Origin of the sequence: Pseudomonas sp. PS02290 (assembly GCF_029960075.1) — a bacterium.
In the GTDB taxonomy this organism is placed as follows: Bacteria; Pseudomonadota; Gammaproteobacteria; order Pseudomonadales; family Pseudomonadaceae; genus Aquipseudomonas.
Window position 1 is genome coordinate 1 of record NZ_JASCOY010000076.1, and the last position, 22,633, is coordinate 22,633.

Annotated in this window: 14 protein-coding genes; 8 read left to right on the plus strand and 6 right to left on the minus strand. The window is 61.1% G+C overall.

All coding sequences use genetic code 11. From position 1 onward, the window contains the following. Positions 1-341: 341 nt before the first annotated feature. The 4 genes from QMX88_RS23055 to gnd form a co-directional block, all read right to left on the minus strand. The gene (locus QMX88_RS23055; RefSeq protein ID WP_282372542.1) at positions 342-2,147 is read right to left on the minus strand and encodes a glycoside hydrolase family 15 protein; all 1,806 of its coding nucleotides are present in this window, start codon (positions 2,145-2,147) and stop codon (positions 342-344) included. Between the two features lie 97 nt (positions 2,148-2,244). Beyond that, on the minus strand, positions 2,245-3,063 hold the full coding sequence (locus QMX88_RS23060; RefSeq protein ID WP_282372543.1) for an HAD family hydrolase: 819 nt from the start codon (positions 3,061-3,063) through the stop codon (positions 2,245-2,247). Continuing rightward, complete coding sequence (zwf, locus tag QMX88_RS23065) at positions 3,060-4,583, minus strand: glucose-6-phosphate dehydrogenase (protein ID WP_282372545.1); 1,524 nt, start codon at positions 4,581-4,583, stop codon at positions 3,060-3,062. Before zwf ends, QMX88_RS23060 begins: the two co-directional genes overlap by 4 nt. After that, complete coding sequence (gnd, locus tag QMX88_RS23070; protein ID WP_192172119.1) at positions 4,583-5,560, minus strand: phosphogluconate dehydrogenase (NAD(+)-dependent, decarboxylating); 978 nt, start codon at positions 5,558-5,560, stop codon at positions 4,583-4,585. Before gnd ends, zwf begins: the two co-directional genes overlap by 1 nt. Positions 5,561-5,881: 321 nt before the next feature. On the opposite strand from gnd, the gene QMX88_RS23075 reads away from it, so the two are divergent. Next, entirely contained in the window at positions 5,882-6,055 is a 174-nt protein-coding gene (locus tag QMX88_RS23075) for a DUF6026 family protein (protein WP_192172120.1), read from the plus strand. 350 nt (positions 6,056-6,405) lie between these two features. Continuing rightward, positions 6,406-8,151 carry a phosphoethanolamine transferase CptA gene (locus QMX88_RS23080; protein WP_282372547.1) on the plus strand — a complete coding sequence of 582 codons (1,746 nt, stop codon included), beginning with the start codon at positions 6,406-6,408 and terminating at the stop codon, positions 8,149-8,151. A gap of 92 nt (positions 8,152-8,243) precedes the next feature. Here the strand turns inward: QMX88_RS23080 and QMX88_RS23085 are convergent, their stop codons facing one another. Beyond that, positions 8,244-9,800, minus strand: a complete 1,557-nt coding sequence (locus QMX88_RS23085) for a TerC family protein (protein ID WP_282372549.1) — start codon at positions 9,798-9,800, stop codon at positions 8,244-8,246. A 400-nt stretch (positions 9,801-10,200) separates the two neighbouring features. Beyond that, the gene (locus QMX88_RS23090; protein WP_192172123.1) at positions 10,201-10,692 is read right to left on the minus strand and encodes a GNAT family N-acetyltransferase; all 492 of its coding nucleotides are present in this window, start codon (positions 10,690-10,692) and stop codon (positions 10,201-10,203) included. A gap of 605 nt (positions 10,693-11,297) precedes the next feature. Between QMX88_RS23090 and glgA the strand changes: the two genes are divergently transcribed. The 6 genes from glgA to glgX all read left to right on the plus strand — a co-directional run bounded on the left by glgA (position 11,298) and on the right by glgX (position 22,459). Then, positions 11,298-12,884 carry a glycogen synthase GlgA gene (gene glgA / locus QMX88_RS23095; RefSeq protein WP_192172124.1) on the plus strand — a complete coding sequence of 529 codons (1,587 nt, stop codon included), beginning with the start codon at positions 11,298-11,300 and terminating at the stop codon, positions 12,882-12,884. 25 nt (positions 12,885-12,909) lie between these two features. After that, on the plus strand, positions 12,910-14,736 hold the full coding sequence (treZ, locus tag QMX88_RS23100) for a malto-oligosyltrehalose trehalohydrolase (RefSeq protein WP_282372551.1): 1,827 nt from the start codon (positions 12,910-12,912) through the stop codon (positions 14,734-14,736). Next, entirely contained in the window at positions 14,726-16,810 is a 2,085-nt protein-coding gene (gene malQ / locus QMX88_RS23105; protein WP_282372552.1) for a 4-alpha-glucanotransferase, read from the plus strand. Before treZ ends, malQ begins: the two co-directional genes overlap by 11 nt. Next, positions 16,807-19,593, plus strand: coding sequence for a malto-oligosyltrehalose synthase (locus tag QMX88_RS23110; protein ID WP_282372553.1), 2,787 nt, complete (start codon positions 16,807-16,809; stop codon positions 19,591-19,593). The genes malQ and QMX88_RS23110 overlap by 4 nt, the downstream gene beginning before the upstream one ends. 16 nt (positions 19,594-19,609) lie before the next feature. Next, positions 19,610-20,098, plus strand: coding sequence for a DUF2934 domain-containing protein (locus tag QMX88_RS23115; protein WP_192172128.1), 489 nt, complete (start codon positions 19,610-19,612; stop codon positions 20,096-20,098). A gap of 174 nt (positions 20,099-20,272) precedes the next feature. Continuing rightward, a complete protein-coding gene (gene glgX, locus QMX88_RS23120; protein ID WP_282372554.1) occupies positions 20,273-22,459 on the plus strand; it encodes a glycogen debranching protein GlgX in 2,187 nt (728 codons plus the stop codon). Positions 22,460-22,633: the final 174 nt, after the last annotated feature.

Here is a 22,633-nt window from a genome sequence, read left to right on the forward strand (position 1 = left end):
CCGTGGGCCCGCGCCGAACGGGCATCCATGCCCTGACGGCGCTCTCGCCGCATCCATGCGGCTCGGCCCACTGCGCGAGACCTGCGTTCAGCCTGCACCCAAGTCGCGATTGGCGGTGAATGGACATCTTGTGTTTGGAGATCAAAAGCAACGGCAAGAGCAAAAGCAAAAGCTTCCCGGCTGAAGCCGGTCCTACAGTCGGAGCCGATCCCGCTGCAGCACGCGTTGCTTTTAGTGGGACCGGCTTTAGCCGGGAAGAGGCCCCTGTGAGCGCTATCAATCTCTGAGGGTAACGCAAAACCTGTCCCCCCATCACCGACATCGGCTAATGCCCTGCCCCACTAAGACCGAGCGGCCGCGCGGCTTTTTACGGGGCAGATGACGCGGTGAAGGTTCAGGGCGGTGTTGATGATGCCGATGTGGCTGAAGGCTTGGGGGAAGTTGCCGAGCATGCGGTTTTGCTGGGGGTCGTATTGTTCGGCGAGGAGGCCGACGTCGTTGCACAGGCCACACAGGCGTTCGAAGAGGATTTGGGCCTCGTCGTCGCGGCCTTGCAGCACGTAGACGTCGGCAAGCCAGAACGAACACACCAGGAAGGTCCCTTCGCTGCCCGACACGCCGTCGGTGCTGCGTTCGCTGTCGTAGCGCAGCAGCAGGCCGTCTTTCATCAGCGACTGTTCAATCCGTGTGACGGTGCCGGTGACGCGGGGGTCGTCGACGGGGAGGAAGCCGGTCAGCGCGATCTGCAGGAGACTGGCGTCCATTTCCTGGCCGCCGTAGGTCTGCACGAAGCTGCCCAATTCTGCGTCGAAGCCGTGGGCGCAGACGTCGGCGTGGATCTGATCGGCGACCTCACGATAATGCCGACCCCGCTCGCGGTCTTGCGGGTTATCGCTCTTGGCCAACACCACGGCATTGCGGTCGAATGACACCCACGCCATGACTTTGGAATGGGTGAAATGCCGAGGTGCCGAGCGGATTTCCCAGATGCCGGCGTCCGGTTGATGCCAGACTTTTTCCAGAAACGGCATGATCACTTTCTGGATCTCCGTGCTGCGCGGCAGCGCCGGCAGGCCGTTTTTAAGGGCCTGGGTCATGGCGTCGGCGACTTCGCCGTACACATCCAGCTGCACCTGACTGGCCGCACCATTGCCGACCCGCACGGGACGCGAATGCTCGTAGCCGGCCAGCCACGGCAACTCATACTCCAGCAAGCGCCGCTCCCCCGCCAGGCCGTACATGATCTGCACCTGTTCCGGGTTGCCCGCGATCGAGCGCAGCAGCCAGTTGCGCCACGCGGTCGCTTCTTCGAAGTAGCCCAGGTTCATGAACGCCAGCAGGGTCATGGTCGCATCGCGCAGCCAGCAGAAGCGGTAATCCCAGTTGCGCTCGCCGCCCAGTTGCTCCGGCAACGAGGTGGTCACCGCCGCAACGATCCCGCCGGTCGGCGCATAGGTCATGGCCTTGAGGGTGATCAGCGAACGCTTGACCTGATCCGTCCAGGGGCCGACATCCGGGCAGCGGCCTGAAAAATCACGCCAGAAGGTTTCGGTCTGCTGCAGCGCCGATTCCACATCGAACCCCGCACGCACCGGTTCGTGGGAGGCCTGCCAGGACAGCGCGAAGCCCAGCCGCTGACCGGCTTCAACGCTGAACAGGCTCTCGGTGTGATGGTCCATCGGGTGCAGTTCGGCGGGCGTGCGCAGCACCAGCATGTCCGGGCCGGCAACGGCGGTCATGGTGTGCGGATCGCGCTTCTCCACCCACGGCACGGTGCTGCCATAGTCAAAGCGGATCGCCAGATCCATGGAAAAATCCACGCGCCCTTCTACGCCAACGACGATGCGCACCACGCTGCTGTCGGTCTCCATGGGCATGAAGTCGATGAGCAGCGCCTGTCCGGTGTCGGTGGTGAAGAGGGTTTCGAGAATCAGTGTGCCGTCACGGTAGCTGCGGCGGGACCGGGTGCTGCCGTCAACCGGCGCCAGCTTCCAGCGCCCGTTGTTGCTGTCGCCCAGCAGCGCGGCGAAACAGGCCGGCGCATCGAAGCGCGGGAAACACAGCCAGTCCAGCGACCCGTCGCGGGCCACCAGCGCTGCGGTCCGGCAGTTGCCGAGCAGCGCGTAATCTTCGATCAATACAGCCATCGGGCGGTCATCCCTCTTGGTGAGCACTTTATTCTTGTTGTGCGCCGGCCCCTTGATTAGCGGTACCCATGAGTAGCAGCGCAACCGCCGCCCCGAATCAACGGGGCAGGATGTAACGCTCGATGGCCTTCGCCAGCCCGTCATCGGCATTGCTGTCGGTAACGTAGTTGGCCTGGGTCTTGACGCCCACCTCGGCCTGCCCCATCGCAATCGACAGCCCGGCGCGAAGGAACATCGCCACATCGTTGCCCGCGTCGCCGATCGCCGCGGTGTGGGCCAGCGGCACGCCCAACGCATCGGCCAGCGTCTCAAGGGCAGTGCCCTTGTTGGCGTCCAGCGCGGTGACGTCCAGGTAGTAGGATTGTGAACGGGCTGCCAACGCAGACTTGGCGATCAGCGGGTTGAGCGTGGCCTCCAGGCGCTTGAGCAGCTCGAAGTCCTTGCTCGCCGCGACGATCTTGTCGATGCGGTCCAGGTATTCGTCGAAGCTGTCGACCTGAACGAAGTCGTAACCCAGCGTGTTGCGTTCGTGGTCGACGTAATCCCCTTCGGGATTGAGCAGCAGCCACTGGTCATCGGCAAAGACCCAGACCGCCACCGCCTCGCTGGCGAACAACTCCAGACTGGTGCGGGCCGCCGCGACATCAATGCGGTGGGCCTTCAACAAACTGCCGTCCGGGTTGATGATGTTGGCGCCGTTGAACGCCACGGTCGGCAGCGTGATGCCCAAGGCTTTGATCTGCTGACGCATGGCCCGCGGCGGGCGGCTGCTGGCGACCGAGAAATGAATCCCGGCCTCCTGCAATTTACGCACGGCATCGATGTTGGCCTGGCTCAGGCTGTGATCGGGGTGCAGCAGCGTGCCGTCGATGTCGGACAGCATGAACTGGATGAGGGGCTGCGAAACGTCACTCATCCCAGGCGCTGCCATGTGCGGCCGTCACGGGCCAGCAACTCATCGGCCTCCGAGGGCCCGTCCTCGCCTGCGTGGTAAAGGTCCACTTGCGGATCCTTGGCCCAGGCATCAATGAACGGTTGCACGGCACGCCAGCCGTTCTCGATGTTGTCGGCGCGCTGGAACAGGGTCTGGTCGCCGGTCAGGCAATCGTAGATCAGGGTTTCGTACCCGGTCGACGGCTGCATCTCGAAGAAGTCCTTGTAGGCAAAACCCAGCTCGATGGTCTGCATGTCCAGGGTCGGGCCGGGCTTCTTGGCCTGCAGATCAAACCACATGCCTTCGTCAGGCTGGATCTGGATCTTCAGGAAATTCGGCGCGACGCTGTCGACATCGGTATCACGGAACTGCGCATAGGGCGCCGGCTTGAAGCAGATGGCGATCTCGGTGTCGCGCACGCTCATGCGCTTGCCGGTGCGCAGGTAGAACGGCACGCCCATCCAGCGCCAGTTGTCGATCATCACCTTGAGGGCGACGTAGGTTTCGGTGTTGCTCTCGGGATCGACACGGTCTTCCTGACGGTAGCCGGTGACGGCCTTACCATCGATGCTGCTCTCGGAATACTGACCGCGCACCGAATTGGCCAGCGCTTCCATTTCCGACCAGGGCCGAATCGCACCGACCACCTTGGCCTTCTCGCCGCGCACGGCATCGGCGCCAAACGCAGCGGGCGGTTCCATTGCGACCATCGCCAGCAGCTGGAACAGATGATTGGGCACCATGTCCCTCAGCGCGCCGGTGGTCTCGTAAAAACTGCCACGGGTCTCAACGCCCACGGTTTCGGCCGCGGTGATCTGCACGTGGTCGATGTAGTGGTTGTTCCAGAACGACTCGAACAGACCGTTGGAGAAACGGCTGACCAGAATGTTCTGCACCGTTTCCTTGCCCAGGTAATGGTCGATCCGGTAGATCTGCTTCTCGCTCATGACCTTCAGCAAGCAGTTGTTCAATGCCACAGCGCTGGGCAGATCGTGGCCGAACGGCTTCTCGATCACCACGCGACGGAAGCTGTCGTCGTCTTCGACCATCAGCCCGGAAGAGCCCAGACGCTGCGTCACTTCACTGAAGAAACGCGGCGCGGTCGCCAGGTAGAACACGGCGTTGCGGGTGCCCGTGCTCTTGATCTTCGCGTCGATGTCCGCGTACGTGGAATCGTCGAGAAAATCGCCGGTGATGTACGTGATGCGCTTCGACAGGTTGCCCCACAGCGCCGGATCCAGAGGCTCTTCGCCGCCCTGGGCGACCTTGCTGGCCGCCTCCTGACGAATGAAATCCTCGAGCTTCTTGGCGAAATCGGCATCGCTGACGGTGTTGTGGTCAACGCCGACAATGTGCAGGTCCTCCCCCACCAACCCGTCGCGAAACAGGTTGTAGAGGGCCGGCATCAACAGCCGTTTGACCAGGTCACCATGGGCGCCGAAGAGGAACAGCGTGGTCGCCGGAGCGACCGGAGCATTCTGCTTGCTGCGGGATAAACCCATTATTTTGGTTCCTTATGACCACCAAATCCGAAACGCATGGCGGACAGCATCTTGTCGCCGTACGTGCTTTGTTGACGGGAGCGGAAGCGGGCGAACAGCGAAGTGGACAGCACCGGAACCGGCACCGCCTGCTCCATGGCCGCTTCGATGGTCCAGCGGCCTTCACCGCTGTCGGCGACGGAGCCGGAATAGGCGTTGAGCTGTGGGTCGGTGGCCAGAGCGTCGGCGGTCAGGTCCAGGAGCCAGGAGGAGACCACGCTGCCGCGACGCCAGACTTCGGCGATGTCGCCCAGGTTCAGGTCAAAGCGCTGCTCGACAGGGAGGTTTTCCGAGTTCTTGGTCTTGAGGATGTCGAAGCCTTCGGCGAAGGCCTGCATCATGCCGTACTCGATGCCGTTGTGAATCATCTTGACGAAGTGGCCTGCGCCCGGCGGGCCGGCGTGGATGTAACCGTGCTCGGCGCGGGGATCGGCATCCTTGGAACGGTCCTTGGTGCGCGGGATGTCGCCGATGCCAGGGGCCAGGGTCTTGAAGATCGGGTCGAGGCGCGTGACGACGTCGGTTTCACCGCCAATCATCATGCAGTAGCCGCGTTCCAGGCCCCAGACGCCGCCGGAGGTGCCCACGTCTACGTAGTGCAGGTTTTTGTCTTTCAGCGCCACGGAGCGACGTACGTCGTCCTTATAGAAGGTGTTGCCACCGTCGATGATCACGTCGTCGGCATCGAGCAGGTCGGCCAGCTCGTTGATGGTGTCTTCGGTTGGAGCGCCAGCAGGCAACATCACCCAGACGGCTCGCGGTTTTTCCAGGGCAGCGACCAGTGAGGCGAGGTCTGTTGCCGGGGTCGAGCCTTCTGCGGCGAGCACGGTGCGAGACTTCTCATCGCGATCATAGACCACGGTCGTGTGGCCATTGAGCATCAGTCGACGTGCGATGTTGCCGCCCATGCGGCCTAGTCCAACAATCCCGAGTTGCATGTAGAGGTGCTCCTTAATCAAATTCAGAGGTGCCTCAGTTTATAGCCCAGTGCCGCATAGTGGGTTAGTCCGGGGAGGCAAACTATGGTTTCCCGGTGAAAAATGTTTCATGTGCATCGGCACAGAGGTCTGCAAGACTGCCCTATGACGCAGGTTTTCGCGATCAAGAAACGTTCGCGACAATCATAAATAAAAAAGTTCCTTTTTTACGCAAAAGAAATCAGAATTCCGGCCGATAGAGGTAGTGAGCAGGATTTGCCAGGTAGCAGACGTCCTTGCTTGAACCTTATGAAGTTGAACCCGCCATTTGCGAGGTGTGCAATGGGCACAGTACTGACAGCCAACGCTCCACAGACCCTTTACGTCACAATCCGTCGTGACGAGCTGCGCCAGCTCAGGGAAGAACGCGCCGTATTGCAGAACAAAGTCGCCCAGCTGACTTCGATGCTGCAACACGCCCAGCTCATCGGCAACGGCACCGCCCTGCACGCCTGATTCACGACTCCCCGCACCACACCCTTCAAGGCAAGCCCGATCTGCAGGCTTGCCGGCGCATCGTTGAATCCACCCTCCGCCGTACCTCGGCAGCGCCTTGCATTGCCGCACACTTGACACGGTTTTCGACCCTCCGTCGGACCCGACACACGCCGTTACGTTCCCCGCCCTGCTCTAGCCTCCGCGCCTTTAGCCGATTTTGGCGGTTTCGCAACACCCTCCTGACAAAATTTTCACCCCGTTGAAAACATAATCCCGACCCTCAACACATTGATTGCTGGCCAGATGCTGGCACTTGAATTCATTCGGGCGGTGTTTGGTCGCCTGAACGGTCTATAGCGGAGCGCTTGATGACAACGATGAAACGGAGCACTACGACTCCGAAAGGGTTCGACTGGGCGGGAGTGATCTGGCTGTTCGTGTTTTTCTGGTACTTCTCCGGCATCACGCAACTGCTTATCCAACTGACCGGCATCACCGGTTTTGCCGGCTTCCGTCAGGCGTTCGTGATCAGCGGCATCTGGCTCGCGCCCATGCTGATGTTCCCGCAAAAGACCCGCATCATGGCTGCGGTCATCGGCGTGATTCTGTGGGCCTGCTCCATGGCAAGCCTGGGTTACTTCTTCATTTACCAGCAGGAGTTTTCCCAGAGCGTCATCTTCATCATGTTCGAATCGAACATCTCTGAAGCCGGCGAGTACATGACCCAATACTTCGCGTGGTGGATCGTGCTGGCGTTCATCGCCCACACCGCGTTCGCGATCTTCCTGTGGACACGCCTGCGTCCGGTGTACATGCCACGCGCTCGCGCCTACGCCGTTGCGGCAGCGCTGTTGATCGGCATCATCGGTTACCCGCTGGCCAAACAGTTGGCCCGCCACGACGACACCGCCTCGGCCCTCGAAGCCTTCGAGTCGCGCATCGAGCCAGCGGTGCCATGGCAGATGATCGTTGCCTATCACCGTTACACCCAGCAACTGGATGGCATGCAGGACATGCTGACCAGCAGCAGCAACATTGCGCCGCTGAAAAACCTCAAGGACCAGCAGGCCAATCTGCCCACCACCCTGGTGCTGGTGATCGGAGAGTCGACCAACCGCGGGCGCATGCACCTTTATGGATACCCGCGCCAGACCACACCGAACCTGGACGCCATGAAGGACCAGCTGCAGGTGTTCAATAACGTCATCACGCCTCGGCCTTACACCATCGAGGCGCTGCAGCAGGTGTTGACCTTCGCCGATGAGGAAAACCCGGACCTTTACCTGAAGACGCCGTCGATCGTCAGCGTGATGAAACAGGCGGGCTACAAGACGTTCTGGATCACCAACCAGCAGACGATGACCAAGCGCAACACGATGCTGACCACCTTTTCCGAACAGGCTGACGAACAGGTCTACCTGAATAACAACCGCAACCAGAACGCTCGCCAGTACGACGGCGACGTGATCGCGCCTTTTACCAAAGCGCTGACCGATGCCGCGCCGCGCAAACTGATCGTGGTGCACCTGCTCGGTACCCACATGGCCTATCAGTACCGCTTCCCGGAGGAGTTCGCAAAATTCAGCGGACGTGACGGCGTACCAGCGGACATCGATGACAGCAAGCTGGAGTTCTACAACAGCTACGACAACGCCGTGCTGTACAACGATTTCGTGGTCTCCAGCCTGATCAAGGAATATGGCAAGGCCGACCCGAACGGCTTCCTGCTGTACCTCTCGGACCACGGCGAAGACGTTTATGACTCGCCAGGCCGCAACACTCTGGGCCGCAACGAGAACAAACCGACCATCCCGATGTACACCGTGCCCTTCATTGCCTACGCCTCGCCGAAGTGGAAGCAGACCCATGACTGGAATTTCGAGAGCATCCACGATCGGCCCTACACCAGTTCGAACCTGATCCATACCTGGGCGCAACTGGCAGGCCTGAGCTTTGATGAACTCGATACCACCAAAAGCCTTGTGAGCCTGGACTTCAAGGCGCGCCCACGCATGATCGGCGACCCCTATGCGCCGAAGGGGCTGAGTGATTTTGCCCATATGGAAAAGGCCGCCAGCCAGCCCGGGACCATGCCCGAAGTGGTGCAAAAGTAAAAAAGGCGAAGTAACGTTCGCTGCAAACGAAAAGGCCTGCGCAATGCAGGCCTTTTTTGTGTTCGTCGGAATGGGTTGTGCTTCAACCAGGGTTATGGAGCCGGTGCTTGACGCAGCAGCACGCGGGTCACCCGCCGCTCCTGCACTTGCACGACCTTCAGGTGCCAACCCTCCCACTGCAATTCGTCGCCAATCACCGGCAAACGATCCAGCAGGCTCACCACCAGTCCCGCCAGGGTCTGATAATCACCGGTCGCCCGCGCCTTGAAGCCGATGCGTTCGCGCAGGTGACTGAGGTTCATGGCGGCATTGACCAGCACGCCCCCGCCCTCTTCGATCAAGTCCGGGCCCTCGATTTCACTGGCGTCCGGCAGCTCGCCGGCGATGGATTCGAGGATGTCGGTCATGGTCAGGATGCCGGCGAAATCGCCGAATTCGTTGATCACGAAGGCGATGTGCGTGGACTGCGCGCGCATCTGCTCCAGGGCGTTGAGGATCGAGAAGCTCTCCAGCAGATTGAGCGTCGGCCGGGCCAAGTGTTCGATGTTCGGCTCGGTACCGGACAGCCAGGCGTTGAGCATTTCCTTCTTGTGCACGAAGCCCAGCGGCTCGTCGATGCGGCCCCCGCGGATCAGCGGCAGTCGCGAGTACGACGAGTTGACCAGTCGCTGGCGAATGCCTTCCGGCGTGTCATCCAGATCGATCACGTCGACGTCGTTGCGCACCGTCATCACACCGCGAATGGGCCGCTGGGCCAATTGCAGCACGCCGCTGATCATCACCCGCTCGCGGCGGTCGAACACCACTTCGTCGCTGTCGCCATCGAGCATGTCGGCGATCTCCTCACCAAGCTCCTCGGCGCTCGGCCTGCGGCCACCCAGCAGGCGCAACACGGCATGGGCGGTGCGCTCGCGGCGTGGCAAGTCACCTTTCACGCTGCGTTTGCGGCGGGCACGGGCGATCTGGTTGAACACCTCGATCAGGATCGAAAAACCGATGGCCGCGTACAGATAGCCCTTGGGGATATGGAAACCCAGGCCGTCGGCGGTCAGGCTGAAGCCGATCATCATCAGAAAGCCCAGGCACAGCATGATGACGGTCGGGTGAGCGTTTACAAAGGCGGTCAACGGTTTGCTGGCGATGATCATGATGGCGATCGAGAACACCACGGCGATCATCATGATCGACAGCTCATCGACCATGCCCACGGCGGTGATCACGGCGTCCAGCGAGAACACCGCGTCGAGCACGACGATCTGCGCAACGATCGGCCAGAACAGCGCGTAGGTTGTGCTGCCCGCCCGCTGGGCGACGTGGCCCTCGAGGCGCTCGTGCAATTCCATGGTCGCCTTGAACAGCAGGAACACACCGCCGAACAGCATGATCAGGTCACGACCGGAGAAGCTCTTCTCGAAAATCTCGAACAGCGGCTCGGTCAGCGTCACCATCCACGAAATGCTCGCGAGCAGGCCCAGGCGCATGATCAACGCCAGCGACAGGCCGAGCACCCGCGCGCGGTCGCGCTGCTCGGGCGGCAGCTTGTCGGCGAGGATGGCAATGAAAACGAGGTTGTCGATGCCAAGCACCAGCTCAAGCACAATCAGGGTCAACAGGCCAAGCCAGGCCGTGGGATCAGCAATCCACTCCATGGGTCAGCGCCCCTTCTCGATCAATGGCACAGACACGAAAAGGCCCGACGTGCCGGAAGGCAGGTCGAGCCAGACAGAAATCTTGTTTAAGCGGGATAAAGCGACGTGAACGCCTGCGACCCTGTTTGAGGGGAATCGGCGACTGGGAGGTTCCAGAGAGAGCGACATGTGTGTCCTGAAAGCAATACGGGAGGCGATCCTATCGCGCTCTCGGAATCGCCTTACAGGACAGAACTGTTACAAATGGTTTGGAAGGTGTTGCCTGGGCAACAACAGAAACACCGCGGGTATTGAGTGGGACCGGCTTTAGCCGGGAAGCCTTATTGCGTCACACCATAAAATTGAAGGTGTTCAAACCGGCCTCTTCCCGGCTGAAGCCGGTCCCGCTGACAGCGCTTCGCTAGAGCGACTTCTGCCAGAACAGCGCGCGACCCATTTGCGGGTCCAGCTGGTAGTCGGCAAATCCAAGCTTGCGGTACGCGCCTTTGGCGGCTTCGTTGCCTTCGAGCACTTCCAGGGTGATTTTGCAGCAGCCGCGCTGGCGGGCGATTTCCTCGACTTTGGCCAGCATCTTCTGGCTGATTCCCTGGCCTCGCGCGGAGGCGATCACCACCACGTCATGCACGTTGACCAATGGCCGGCAGGCGAAGGTCGAGAAGCCCTCGAAGCAGTTGACCAGGCCGACCGGCTCGCCGGCGATGAACGCCAGCACGCTGAACGCATGGGGGCGCTTGGCCAGTTCGATCGCCAATTGCTGACGGGTGTCCATGGACAGCGACTGACCGCCACCCATGGCGTCTTCGGCGTATTGATTAAGCAGAAATCCGATCGCTTCTGCGTGAACCGAATTGCTGTAGCTGGCTTGCAGTACCAGAACCTCAGGGGCTTGCATTGACTTCCTCTACCGCTGGAGAAACCTCAACAGGCAGTCGACTCAGTGTGCCGACGTGCCGCGTGGCGGCGATTCTAACGCCCTGGCCGAAAAAATATCCTTATACAGAAGTAGGAAATGTCTCTGATCGGTCAGGAATTCTTCCGGCGCGCACCGGGAAAAGGCAGCGCGAGCAAATTGTGCCTACGGTGTCCCACAACAGCGCAGGGGCTGCGCGCGGATAGACCATCGGCCCGGTAATTGTCCAACAATCCGACCGACGGCACCCCTGTAACAAGGCCTACACCCCATGCTCCACAACGGCGCATTCAGGGCCTCGCAGATCGCTTCATCACCCTGAATTCCACAATACCCCGCATCGCAATCCCGCATGCCAGACATGGCCCGGAAAAATTGTCGAAACTTCTGCACAGGCGCATGGGTCATGTGAATAGAGCAACTATGCTGTTGAAAAATCGAAGCAGAGTCCGCTTTCACCTTGTCCTCTAATGTGCAGTCGGTAAATGGGTATCGATCTTGCGTAGGTCTTGTGTGCCTGGCCATAGGAAATGGCTGCTTACACCTTAAGTGCTGTACCAACACTGCATATCGAACTGGAGAAAACGATGATTAGTGCCGCTGTCAAAACCCAGAAGGGAGAGAGTTTTAATCAGCCGGCCAGCGAGCTGACCCATCTGCCGGTCTTCGCAACGACGAGCGCACCCGTGCTGCAACTGCCTCCTGTTCAACCAGTGATTTCTTCGGTGACCCGCAAGAAAGTCCTGTTCGTGACTTCAGAGATGGCCGACCTGGTGAAAACCGGCGGCCTGGGCGATGTGTCTGCCGCACTGCCGCGCGCCATGCGCCACCTGCACGATGTACGCGTGCTGATTCCCGGCTATCCACAGGTCATCAATAGTGGCAACCCGATCCACATCATCAGCGAGCTGCCCGGTCACGCCGCGCTGCCTCCCTGCAAGATCGGCCGGATGGACATGAAAGACGGTCTGGTCATTTACGTCCTGATCTGTCCCGAGTTGTACGAGCGTGAAGGCACGCCCTACGGTGACAATGACGGCCGCGACTGGTCTGACAACCATATTCGCTTTGCCCGCCTGGGCCTGGCGGCTGCCGACTTTGCGGCCGGCGCGGTGAAGACCCAGTGGTGCCCCGAGCTCGTTCACGCTCACGACTGGCCAGCAGGCCTGGCGCCGGCGTACATGAAATGGCGCGGCCAGACCACGCCGTCGATCTTCACTATCCACAACCTGGCGTATCAGGGCTTTGTCAGCATTGCCTCCAGCCGTGAGCTGGGCATTCCCGACTCAGCATTGAGCCCGGAAGGCATGGAGTTTTACGGTCAGCTGTCGTTCATCAAGGCCGGCATGGCGTATTCCAGCCATATCACGACTGTGAGCGCGACCTACGCCAAAGAAATTACCACCCCGGATTTTGGCTGTGGCCTGGAAGGCTTCCTGCAGAGCAAAGCCGACCGCGGTCAGCTCAGCGGCATTCCCAACGGCATCGACGAGAGCTGGGACGCTGCCACCGACGAGCACCTGATCTGCCGCTTCGCTCCGAACGAGTGGACACGCAAGGAAATCAACGCTGACTACGTGCGCGAGCTGTTTGAACTGGAGCCTTCCACCGGCCCGCTGTTCGCCGTGGTCTCCCGTCTGGTTTACCAGAAGGGTCTGGACCTGACCATCGGGGTTGCCGAGCACATCGTCAACAACGGCGGCCAGATTGCGATCATCGGCCGTGGCGAACCTGAAGAAGAAGACGCCATGCGCGCCCTCGCCGCCCGCTTCCCGGGGCAGGTCAGTGTCCGTGTGGGCTTCAACGAAACCGACGCACGTCGCATGTTCGCCGGCAGTGATTTTCTGCTGATGCCTTCGCGCTACGAGCCTTGCGGCCTGAGCCAGATGTACGCGCAGCGCTTCGGCTCCCTGCCGATCGCACGCCGCACTGGCGGTCTCGCGGACACCATCGAAGACGGCTGCACCGGTTTCCTGTTCGACGAATCCACGGTCGAGAGCTACACCGAAGCCCTGACCCGCGCGTTCAAGGTCTTCGAAAGTCCATTGCTGCTCAACGCCATGCGCTGCCGCGCCATGGCCGCTCCGTTCGATTGGCACAAGGCAGTAGAACCCTACGCCGATCTTTACCAGGAGCTGCTGAAGAAAAACGCAGGCGTGGCACTGCATTATTGAAAACCCACTGATCAAGGAATTACGGATGCCTTCGCGCACGGATCAAAACTGGCGCCACGGCGCCGTCATGCTGGATCCACAACACACCCGGTTTGCCCTCTGGGCACCGGACGCCCAAAGCGTCAGCGTCGAATTCGAAAACGGGCCTGCACAGGCCCTTCAGCCAGAGCAGGACGGCTGGTTCGTGGTCGAAACCGAGTGTGGAGCTGGCACGCGCTATCGCTTCAACGTCGCTCTCGATGGACAAAACAATCTCACCGTTCCCGACCCGGCCTCCCGGGCCCAGGACGGCGACGTGCACGGCTACAGCATCGTCGTCGACCAGGCCGCCTACCAATGGAAGAACACCGAGTGGCAGGGACGGCCCTGGCACGAGGCGGTCATCTACGAGCTGCACGTCGGTGCACTGGGTGGCTATGAAGGCGTTGAACAGCGTCTGCAGCATTTGGTGGACACCGGCATCACCGCCATCGAGCTGATGCCCATCGCGCAGTTCCCGGGTGATCGCAACTGGGGCTACGACGGCGTGTTGCCTTATGCCGCGCAGTCCTCCTATGGCACGCCCGACCAACTCAAGCACCTGATCGACACCGCCCACGGGTTGGGCCTCGCGGTCATTCTGGACGTGGTCTACAACCACTTCGGCCCGGACGGCAATTACCTCGGCGCCTACGCCAGCCATTTCTTCCGCAGCGACAAGAAGACGCCGTGGGGCGACGCAATCGATTTCCGCCGCCGTGAAGTACACGACTTCTTTATCGACAACACGATGATGTGGCTGCAGAACTACCGCTTCGACGGCCTGCGTTTCGACGCCGTGCACGCCATCGAAGACCCGACTTTTCTGCAAGACCTGGCAGAACACGTACGCGAGACGATTCCGTCGGAGCGTCACGTGTGGCTGACCCTGGAAAACGAATTCAACGAAGCCGGACGCATGGATCAGGGCTACGACGCCCAGTGGAACGATGACGGCCACAACACGCTGCACGTCCTGCTGACCGGCGAGACCGACGCTTACTACACCGACTTCGCCGAAAAACCCACGCAAAAGCTTGCGCGTCTGCTGGGCGAAGGCTTTGTCTATCAAGGCGAATCCACCCGTCATGGCCACGCCCGGGGCGAACCGAGCGGCCATCTGCCGCCGACCTCTTTCGTGCTGTTTCTGCAGAACCACGACCAGATCGGCAACCGGGCCTTCGGCGAGCGTCTGGTTCAGCTGAGCCCGCCCCCTGCATTGCAGGCGGCGACCGCGCTGTTGCTGCTGTCACCGATGATCCCGCTGATGTTCATGGGCGATGAGTGGGGCGCAAGCGAGCCGTTTCTGTTCTTCACTGACTTCCATGACGAGCTGGCAGATGCCGTGCGTGAAGGACGTCGTGGCGAGTTCAAGGATTTCGCCGCGTTCAAGGATCCGGCCAAGCGCGAGCAGATCCCTGATCCCAATGCTCTTAAAACTTTCGAGGCCTCGCGTCCGGCGTTCGATGCGCTGCTGCTGGAAACCGACAAGGGTCAGGACCATCGCAACTGGCTTGAGCTCTACAAAACCTTGCTGCAGATTCGCAAGACCGAGCTGTTCCCTCGCCTGCACGGCGCCGGTGCGTTGGGCGTGAAAGAGCTCGGCGACAAAGCCGTCAGCGCACGCTGGAAGCTGGGCGACGGCAGCGAGTTGCGCATTGATCTGAACCTCGGCAGCGAGGCGGTCGACACTGATGATCACACCGGCTACAGAGTGCTTCATCAATCCCGTGCCAAGTCCGCAGAACTTTCCCCATCCGCCACCCTCAATCCATACACGGCCATTGTCAGCCTGAAATCGAGTGACGTTGTGGAGGAACAGGATGAGCAATGAGCAACTGGAAAAACTGGCAGCCCAGGCGGGCCTGTCGGTTGACTGGAAGGACGCCAACGCCAAACCGCAACACGTAAGCCCCGAGGTCCTGCGCAAGGTCCTCGGCGGCCTGGGTTACCCCGCCGAGACAGAAGAAGACGTCGAAGCCAGCCTCAAACGCCTGAACGAAGAAAGTCAGCCGGCCACCCCGCCGCCGTTGATGACCGTCGATCATGGCAAGGATCTCGACCTGTCGAGCTGGTTCGCCCCAGCCACCGCGTTCACGCTGACCCTGGAAGACGGCTCGCTGCTTGAAGCGAAGCTCACCGACAAGGCTGGCCTGCCCGGCTTGGCCACAGTGGGTTATCACCAGTTGGACGTGGGCGGCCAGCAGTTGACCGTCGCCGTCGCGCCAAAGACGTGCTACAGCCTGAACATGGCCAGCAAGAAAGCAATCGCCCGCGACTGGGGCCTGACCACTCAGCTGTACTACCTGCGCCGTGAAGGTGATGGCGGTATCGGCGATACCCAGGGGTTGGAGGCTTTCGTACGCGCTGCAGGCACCCGTGGTGCCTCGGCCGTGGCGATCAGCCCGGTTCACGCGATGTTCTCCAACGACAGCGAGCGCTACAGCCCGTACTCGCCGTCCAGCCGCCTGTTCCTCAACGCGCTGTATGCGGCGCCGGGGACCATTCTCGGTGACCGCGCGGTTGAGCTGGCAATCGAGAAAGCCGGCCTGGCCGACGAGTTCAAGCGTCTGGAATCACTGGAGCTGATCGAATGGCCCGCCGCCGCCAAAGCAAAATATGCCCTGCTGCGCGAGCTGTATGCCGGCTTCATCGGCAGCGATCATCCCTTCCACGAGGACTTCAAGAGTTTCCGCCAAGCGGGCGGTGAAGCCCTGGAAAACCACTGCCGTTTCGAAGCCCTGCGTGATGCGGGCGACGAATTGGGCATTGGCGGCAACTGGCATGAATGGCCGGAGCAGTATAAGAACCCGCGTAACCCTGCCCTCGACGCGTTCGCCAAGGCGCACGGCGAAGAGATCGGTTTCCACGCCTTCGCGCAATGGCTGATCGCGCGTGGCCTCGAACGCGCCCAGACCGCCGCACGATCGAGCGGCATGAGCGTCGGCCTGATCGGTGATCTGGCTGTGGGTGCCGACGGTGCCGGCAGCCAGGCCTGGAGTCGTCAGGACGAGTTGCTCTCCTCGCTGACCGTGGGCGCACCACCGGACATTCTCAACCGCTTGGGCCAGAGCTGGGGCATCTCGGCGTTCTCGCCGACCGGCCTGAAGCGCAATGGTTTTCAGGCGTTCATCGAAATGCTGCGGGCCAACTTCGCCCACGCCGGTGGCCTGCGCATCGACCATGTGATGGGGCTGCAGCGCCTGTGGGTCGTCCCGTTGGGATCCCCGGCGAGTGAAGGCGCTTACCTGAATTACCCGCTGGACGACATGCTGCGGCTGTTGAGCCTGGAATCGTGGCGTCACGAAGCAATCGTTTTGGGCGAAGACCTCGGCACGGTGCCCGAAGGTCTGCACGAGAAGCTGTCCGAGCGCGAGATCCTCGGGATGCGCGTGCTGCTGTTCGAACAGGACGACGCGACGTTCAAGCCCATCACGAAGTGGTCCAGAGACGCACTGGCCACCACCAGCACCCACGACCTGCCCACCCTCACCGGTTGGCTGAGCGAACTGGATGTCGACTGGAACAAAAAACTCGGGCTTGTCGATGACGACGCCGAGCAGAAGATGCGCGACGGCCGCGAACGGGAACGCAAGGGTCTGATCACGGCGCTCAAGCAGAACTACACCCTGCCCAGCGGCGGTGAAAATATCAGCGAGAAAGACGTCATCGACTACAGCATTGCGTACCTCGGCCACACCCCGGCGCCGTTGGTGCTGCTCCCGATCGAGGACGCCCTCGGCATCGATGAGCAGGCGAATTTCCCCGGCACCATCGACAGTCATCCCAATTGGCGACGTCGGCTTAACGGCGACAGCGGTTCTCTGCTGAACAACGCCGATGCAGCACGACGACTTGAAATTCTGGCAGCGGCACGGCAACAAGCCGCGGAGCGTGATCAAAAATGAGTACCCCTCTTAAATCCCTGCGCGCCACCCAGCGCCTGCAGTTTCACAAAGACTTCACGCTGGACGACGCCACCAAGCTGGTGCCGTACTTCGCCAGCCTGGGCATCAGCCACATCTACGCCTCGCCACTGCTGAAAGCCCGCGCCGGTTCCATGCACGGTTACGACGTGGTCGACCCGCGGGTGATCAACCCCGAACTGGGCGGTGAGCCGGCCTTGCTGCGTCTGGTCGCGGCGCTGCGTGAGCACGGCATGGGCCTGATTCTCGACATCGTCTCCAACCACATGGCAGTCGGCGGCAACGACAATCCCTGGTGGCTCGACCTGCTCGAATGGGGCCAGCGCAGCCCGTACGCCAAGTTCTTCGACATCCAGTGGAATTCTCCAGACCCGCTGCTCAAGGGCCAACTGTTGCTGCCGTTCCTGAGCACCGACTACGGCACCGTGTTGCAGAACGGTGAAGTGCCCCTGCGTTTCGATGCGGAGCACGGTACCTTCCACGCCGAGCACTATCAGCATCTCTTCCCGATCAACCCGGCCACGTACGCGCCGCTGTTGAAGGCAGCGAAGCGTTCCGACCTGGATGAACTGGCCCAGCGCTTCGCCGACCTCGACAACTATCCGCAGGCTTACGAGCGTGCCCGTCAGGCCAAGGCTGAGCTGGCCGAAGCGGTGAAGGCCAAACCCGAGCTGGTCAAGGCCGTTGAAGAAGGTCTCGCGCAGTTTGATTCCAGCACCCCGGAAGGCTTCGACCGCCTGCACCGTTTGCTTGAGCAGCAGGACTATCGTCTGGCGAGCTGGCGCACCGCGGGTGACGACATCAACTGGCGGCGTTTCTTCGACATCAACGAGCTGGGCGGCCTGAAGGTCGAGCGTTCGCAGGTGTTCGAAGCAACCCACGGGAAGATTTTCGAGCTCATCGCCAAAGGGCTTGTGGACGGTCTGCGCATCGACCACATCGATGGCCTCGCCGACCCACGCGGGTATTGCCGCAAGCTGCGTCGTCGCGTCGACAGCCTGATGAAACTGCGCCCGGCCGGCACCGAACTGGAACGTCTGCCGATTTTCGTCGAGAAGATCCTCGGCCCCGACGAGCAACTGCGCACTGACTGGAACGTCGACGGCACCACCGGTTATGAATTCATGAACCAGGTGTCGCTGCTGCAGCACGATCCGAAAGGTGAAGCCGTACTGGGCGAGCTGTGGAGCCGCATCAGCGGACGCACGGCCGACTTCAATCAGGAAGTGCTGGAAGCCCGCGATCTGGTCCTCCACGGCACTCTGGCAGGTGATTTCGAAAACCTGGCCCAGGCACTGCTGCAGGTCTCGCGCAGTGACGTGATGACCCGCGACATGACCCTCGGTGCCATCCGCCGCGCGCTGCTGGCGCTGGTTAGCAACTTCCCGGTCTACCGCACCTACCTCACCGCCTGCGGCCGTTCTGCCGAAGACGAGCGCTTCTTCCAGCAGGCCATGGACGGTGCGCGGGAGATGCTCAGCGAAGGCGACTGGCCGGTGCTGGATTCCCTCAAGCTGTGGCTGGGTGGCGAGAAGCTGCGCGACTACCCGACGGGCCGGTTGCGCGAAATGCGCCGCAAGGCCGGCAACCGTTTCCAGCAGTTGACATCGCCAGTGGCGGCTAAATCGGTGGAAGACACGTCGTTCTATCGCTCCGCCGTGTTGCTGTCGCGCAACGATGTGGGTTTCCACCCGCAACATTTCAGTGCGCCGGTGGAGGCGTTTCATCACGTCTCCATCGAGCGGCACAAGAGCTTCCCGAACAACCTGCTGACCACCGCGACCCATGACCACAAGCGTGGCGAAGACACCCGCACCCGTCTGGCCGTGCTCAGCGAACTGGCGCCGTGGTACGCCGAGCAGGTCGAGCGCTGGCAGCAGCTGTCGGCGCCGCTCAAGGTGGATGACACCCACATCAGCCCGGGTGACGAGCTGATGCTGTATCAAGCAATCATCGGCAGCTGGCCGCTGGACCTCGAAGGCGAGCCGGCTTTCGAAGCCTATGCCAAGCGCCTGACCCAGTGGCAGGAAAAGGCCCTGCGCGAAGCCAAACTGCAGAGCAGCTGGAGCGCGCCCAACGAGCCGTACGAGACAGCGTGCCGCGAGTTTCTCCAGCACTTGCTGCTGAACGCCGACGGTCTGGCACTGCGTCAATCCATCGGTGCCACGGCCAATCGCATCGCGACGGCCGGCGCGCTCAACAGTCTGGCGCAAACTTTGCTGCGAATGACTGCGCCCGGTGTGCCTGATCTGTATCAGGGCACTGAGTTCTGGGACTTCAGCCTGGTGGATCCGGACAACCGTCGTCCGGTGGATTACCCCGCTCGCGAACGTGCGTTGCAGGCATCCGTGCCGGTCACCGAGCTGTTGAACCAGTGGCACGACGGCCGGATCAAGCAGGCGTTGATTGCCCAGGTGCTTAGCCTGCGCAATGAGTACCCCGCGCTGTTCAGTGAAGGCGAATATCAACCCCTTGAAGTGGTGGGTGAAAAAGCCGATCACGTCATCGCTTTTGCCCGGGTAACGAAAGAGATGCGGGCTATTGTTGTGGTTCCGCGCTTGCCGGCTGAACTATTGGGCACTGCGCAAACTCCATTCATCAATGCAGCAAATTGGGGCGATACACGAATCAACCTGCCGTTCGCTGATTCACATCCAAATTGGAAGGGACTTTTTTCACAGGCTACAGTCACATCCAGCAAGGAAATGTTGCTCAGCGCAGCGCTCAAGGAAATTTCTGTAAACCTGCTTATACAAACCTTGTGATACCGGGAGTGTCGAGATGAGTGCCGACGATAAAAGAATCAGCGAGCTTGCCCACCAGATCTGGGAAACGGAAGGCAAGCCACATGGGCAAGATGCCCGCCACTGGGAAATGGCTAGCAAGTTGGCCGCCGCCGAGGCGAAGTCGCCTAAAAAACCGGCTGCTGCGAAGACGGCGAAGTCCAAGCTCGACGGCAAAGCGGAGCCCAAGGCTGCCGCTGCCAAACCCGCTGCGAAGGGTGCAGCCAAACCGGCGGCGAAATCTGCTGCCAAGCCTGCGGCTAAACCCGCAGCCGCATCAGCCGCAAAATCAGCAGGCAGCTCCGCTGATCAGGCTGCCAGTAAATCCGAGGCAAAAGCTGACGCCAAGCCTGCCGCCAAACCGGCAGCCAAGGCGCCCGCCAAACCCAAGGCTGCGGCGAGCGGTACCGATGCTGCCGCCAAACCGGCCAAGCCGGCGGCCAAGTCTTCTGCCAAGAAGCCTGCTGCCGCCAAGCCTGCGTCTTGATCAACTGCTTTAACGCGTCACTGTTGCGCCGCTAACACCCCTACCGCAGGGATCGCCTTAAAACGGTCGTCACCCTGCGGTAATTTTCAAACCTGTTGCATCGATGGCGCAGTCACGTACTGAGGCCACGGCTTTGTTCGCCTTCAGGAACTCATTCGAACGTCAGGAATACACATGAGCACGCAAGATAAAAGCACCGCTACACAGAATGAATCCGGCAACGCTGGCAGCCCCGAAGTCACGGCATCGCGCATTCGGGAAGGTCTGCCCTTCCCGCTCGGCGCCAGCTGGGACGGCCTCGGCGTCAACTTCGCCATCTTTTCCGCCAACGCCACCAAGGTCGAGCTGTGCCTGTTCGACTCGGCCGGTGAAGTGGAGCTTGAGCGCATCGAGCTGCCGGAATACACCGACGAGATCTTTCACGGCTACCTGCCCGACGCCCACCCGGGTCAGGTCTATGGCTACCGCGTCTATGGTCCGTACGATCCGAAGAACGGCCACCGTTTCAACCATAACAAGCTGCTGATCGACCCGTATGCCAAGCAACTGGTCGGCGAGCTGAAGTGGTCCGAGGCGCTGTTCGGTTACACCATCGGTCACCCGGACGACGACCTGAGCTTCGACGAGCGTGACAGCGCGCCCTTCGTGCCCAAGTGCAAGGTCATCGACCCTGCGTACACCTGGGGCCGCGAACAGCGCGTCGACGTGCCGTGGGACAAGACGATTTTCTACGAAACCCACACCCGCGGTTTCACCATGCGTCACCCGTCGGTGCCTGATGAAGTCAAAGGCACGTTCGCCGGCCTGATGGTCGATGACGTGATCAAGCACATCAAAGGTCTGGGCGTCACTTCGATCGAATTGCTGCCGATCCACGCCTTCGTCAACGACCAGCACCTGCTGGAAAAAGGCATGACCAACTACTGGGGTTACAACACCCTGGCGTTCTTTGCCCCGGATCCACGCTACCTGGCCCACGGCAAGATTTCCGAGTTCAAGGAAATGGTTGCGCACATGCACCACGCCAACCTGGAAGTGATTCTGGACGTGGTCTACAACCACACCGCCGAAGGCAACGAGCGCGGCCCAACCCTCTCGATGCGTGGTATCGACAACGCCTCGTACTACCGCCTGATGCCGGATGACAAGCGTTACTACATCAACGATTCCGGCACCGGCAACACCCTCGACCTGAGCCACCCGTGCGTGCTGCAGATGGTCACCGATTCGCTGCGTTACTGGGCGACCGAGATGCACGTCGACGGCTTCCGCTTCGACCTGGCCACCATCCTCGGCCGTTACCACGATGGTTTCAGCGAGCGCCACAGCTTCCTCGTGGCCTGCCGCCAGGATCCGGTGCTGCGTTCGGTGAAACTGATCGCCGAGCCTTGGGATTGCGGTCCAGGCGGTTACCAGGTCGGCAACTTCGCGCCGGGCTGGGCGGAGTGGAACGACAAATTCCGCGACAACATCCGTGCGTTCTGGAAAGGCGATGAAGGCCAACTGGCGGACTTCGCCAACCGCATGACGGCGTCGGGCAACCTGTTCAACCAGCGTGGCCGCCGCCCGTATGCGTCGGTGAACTTCATCACCGCCCACGATGGTTTCACGCTGCACGACCTGGTGTCGTACAACGAGAAGCACAACGAGGACAACGACGAAAACAACCAGGACGGCAGCAACGACAACCGTTCCTGGAACTGTGGCGTCGAAGGCCCGACGGACGATCCGGAAATCAACGCGCTGCGCCTGCGCCAGATGCGCAACTTCTTCTCGACGCTGATCCTGGCTCAGGGCACGCCGATGGTGGTTGCCGGTGACGAGTTCGCCCGTACTCAGCACGGCAACAACAACGCCTATTGCCAGGACAGCGAGATCGGCTGGGTCAACTGGGATCTGGACGAAGACGGCAAGGCCCTGCTGGCGTTCGTCAAGCGTCTGATCAAGCTGCGTCAGTCGTACCCGATCCTGCGTCGTAGCCGCTTCCTGGTGGGCGATTACAACGAAGAACTGGGCGTGAAGGATGTGACCTGGCTGTCGCCAAGCGGCGAAGAGATGACCATCGAGCAGTGGGAAGACCCGAACGGCCGCTGCCTGGGCATGTTGATGGACGGCCGCGCGCAAGAAACCGGTATCCGTCGTCGCGGCTCCGAAGCGACGCTGCTGCTGGTGGTCAATTCACACCACGACGGCGTCAACTTCACGCTGCCGGAGGTGCCGGAAGGTCTCAACTGGACCAGCCTGATCGACACCAATCAGCCGGAGATCGACGGTAAGGACCAGTTCGATTTCGGCAGCGAGTACACGGTCACGCCGCGTTCGCTGTTGCTGTTTGAGCTGCAGAAGGCTCCACAGGCGTAACTGTTCGCGCCGGGATTCATAGCGACACCTGCTTGCCCGCGATGGGGTCAGTCAGCCAGAGATAATGGTTGGCTGATCCGGTCGCGGGCAAGCGTCGTTTCGTCAGCACCCTTTCAAGCCCCCCCGCCCGACTCCCGCACTGTTGCCCCCGGATTCATTGACTTTGTAGTCACG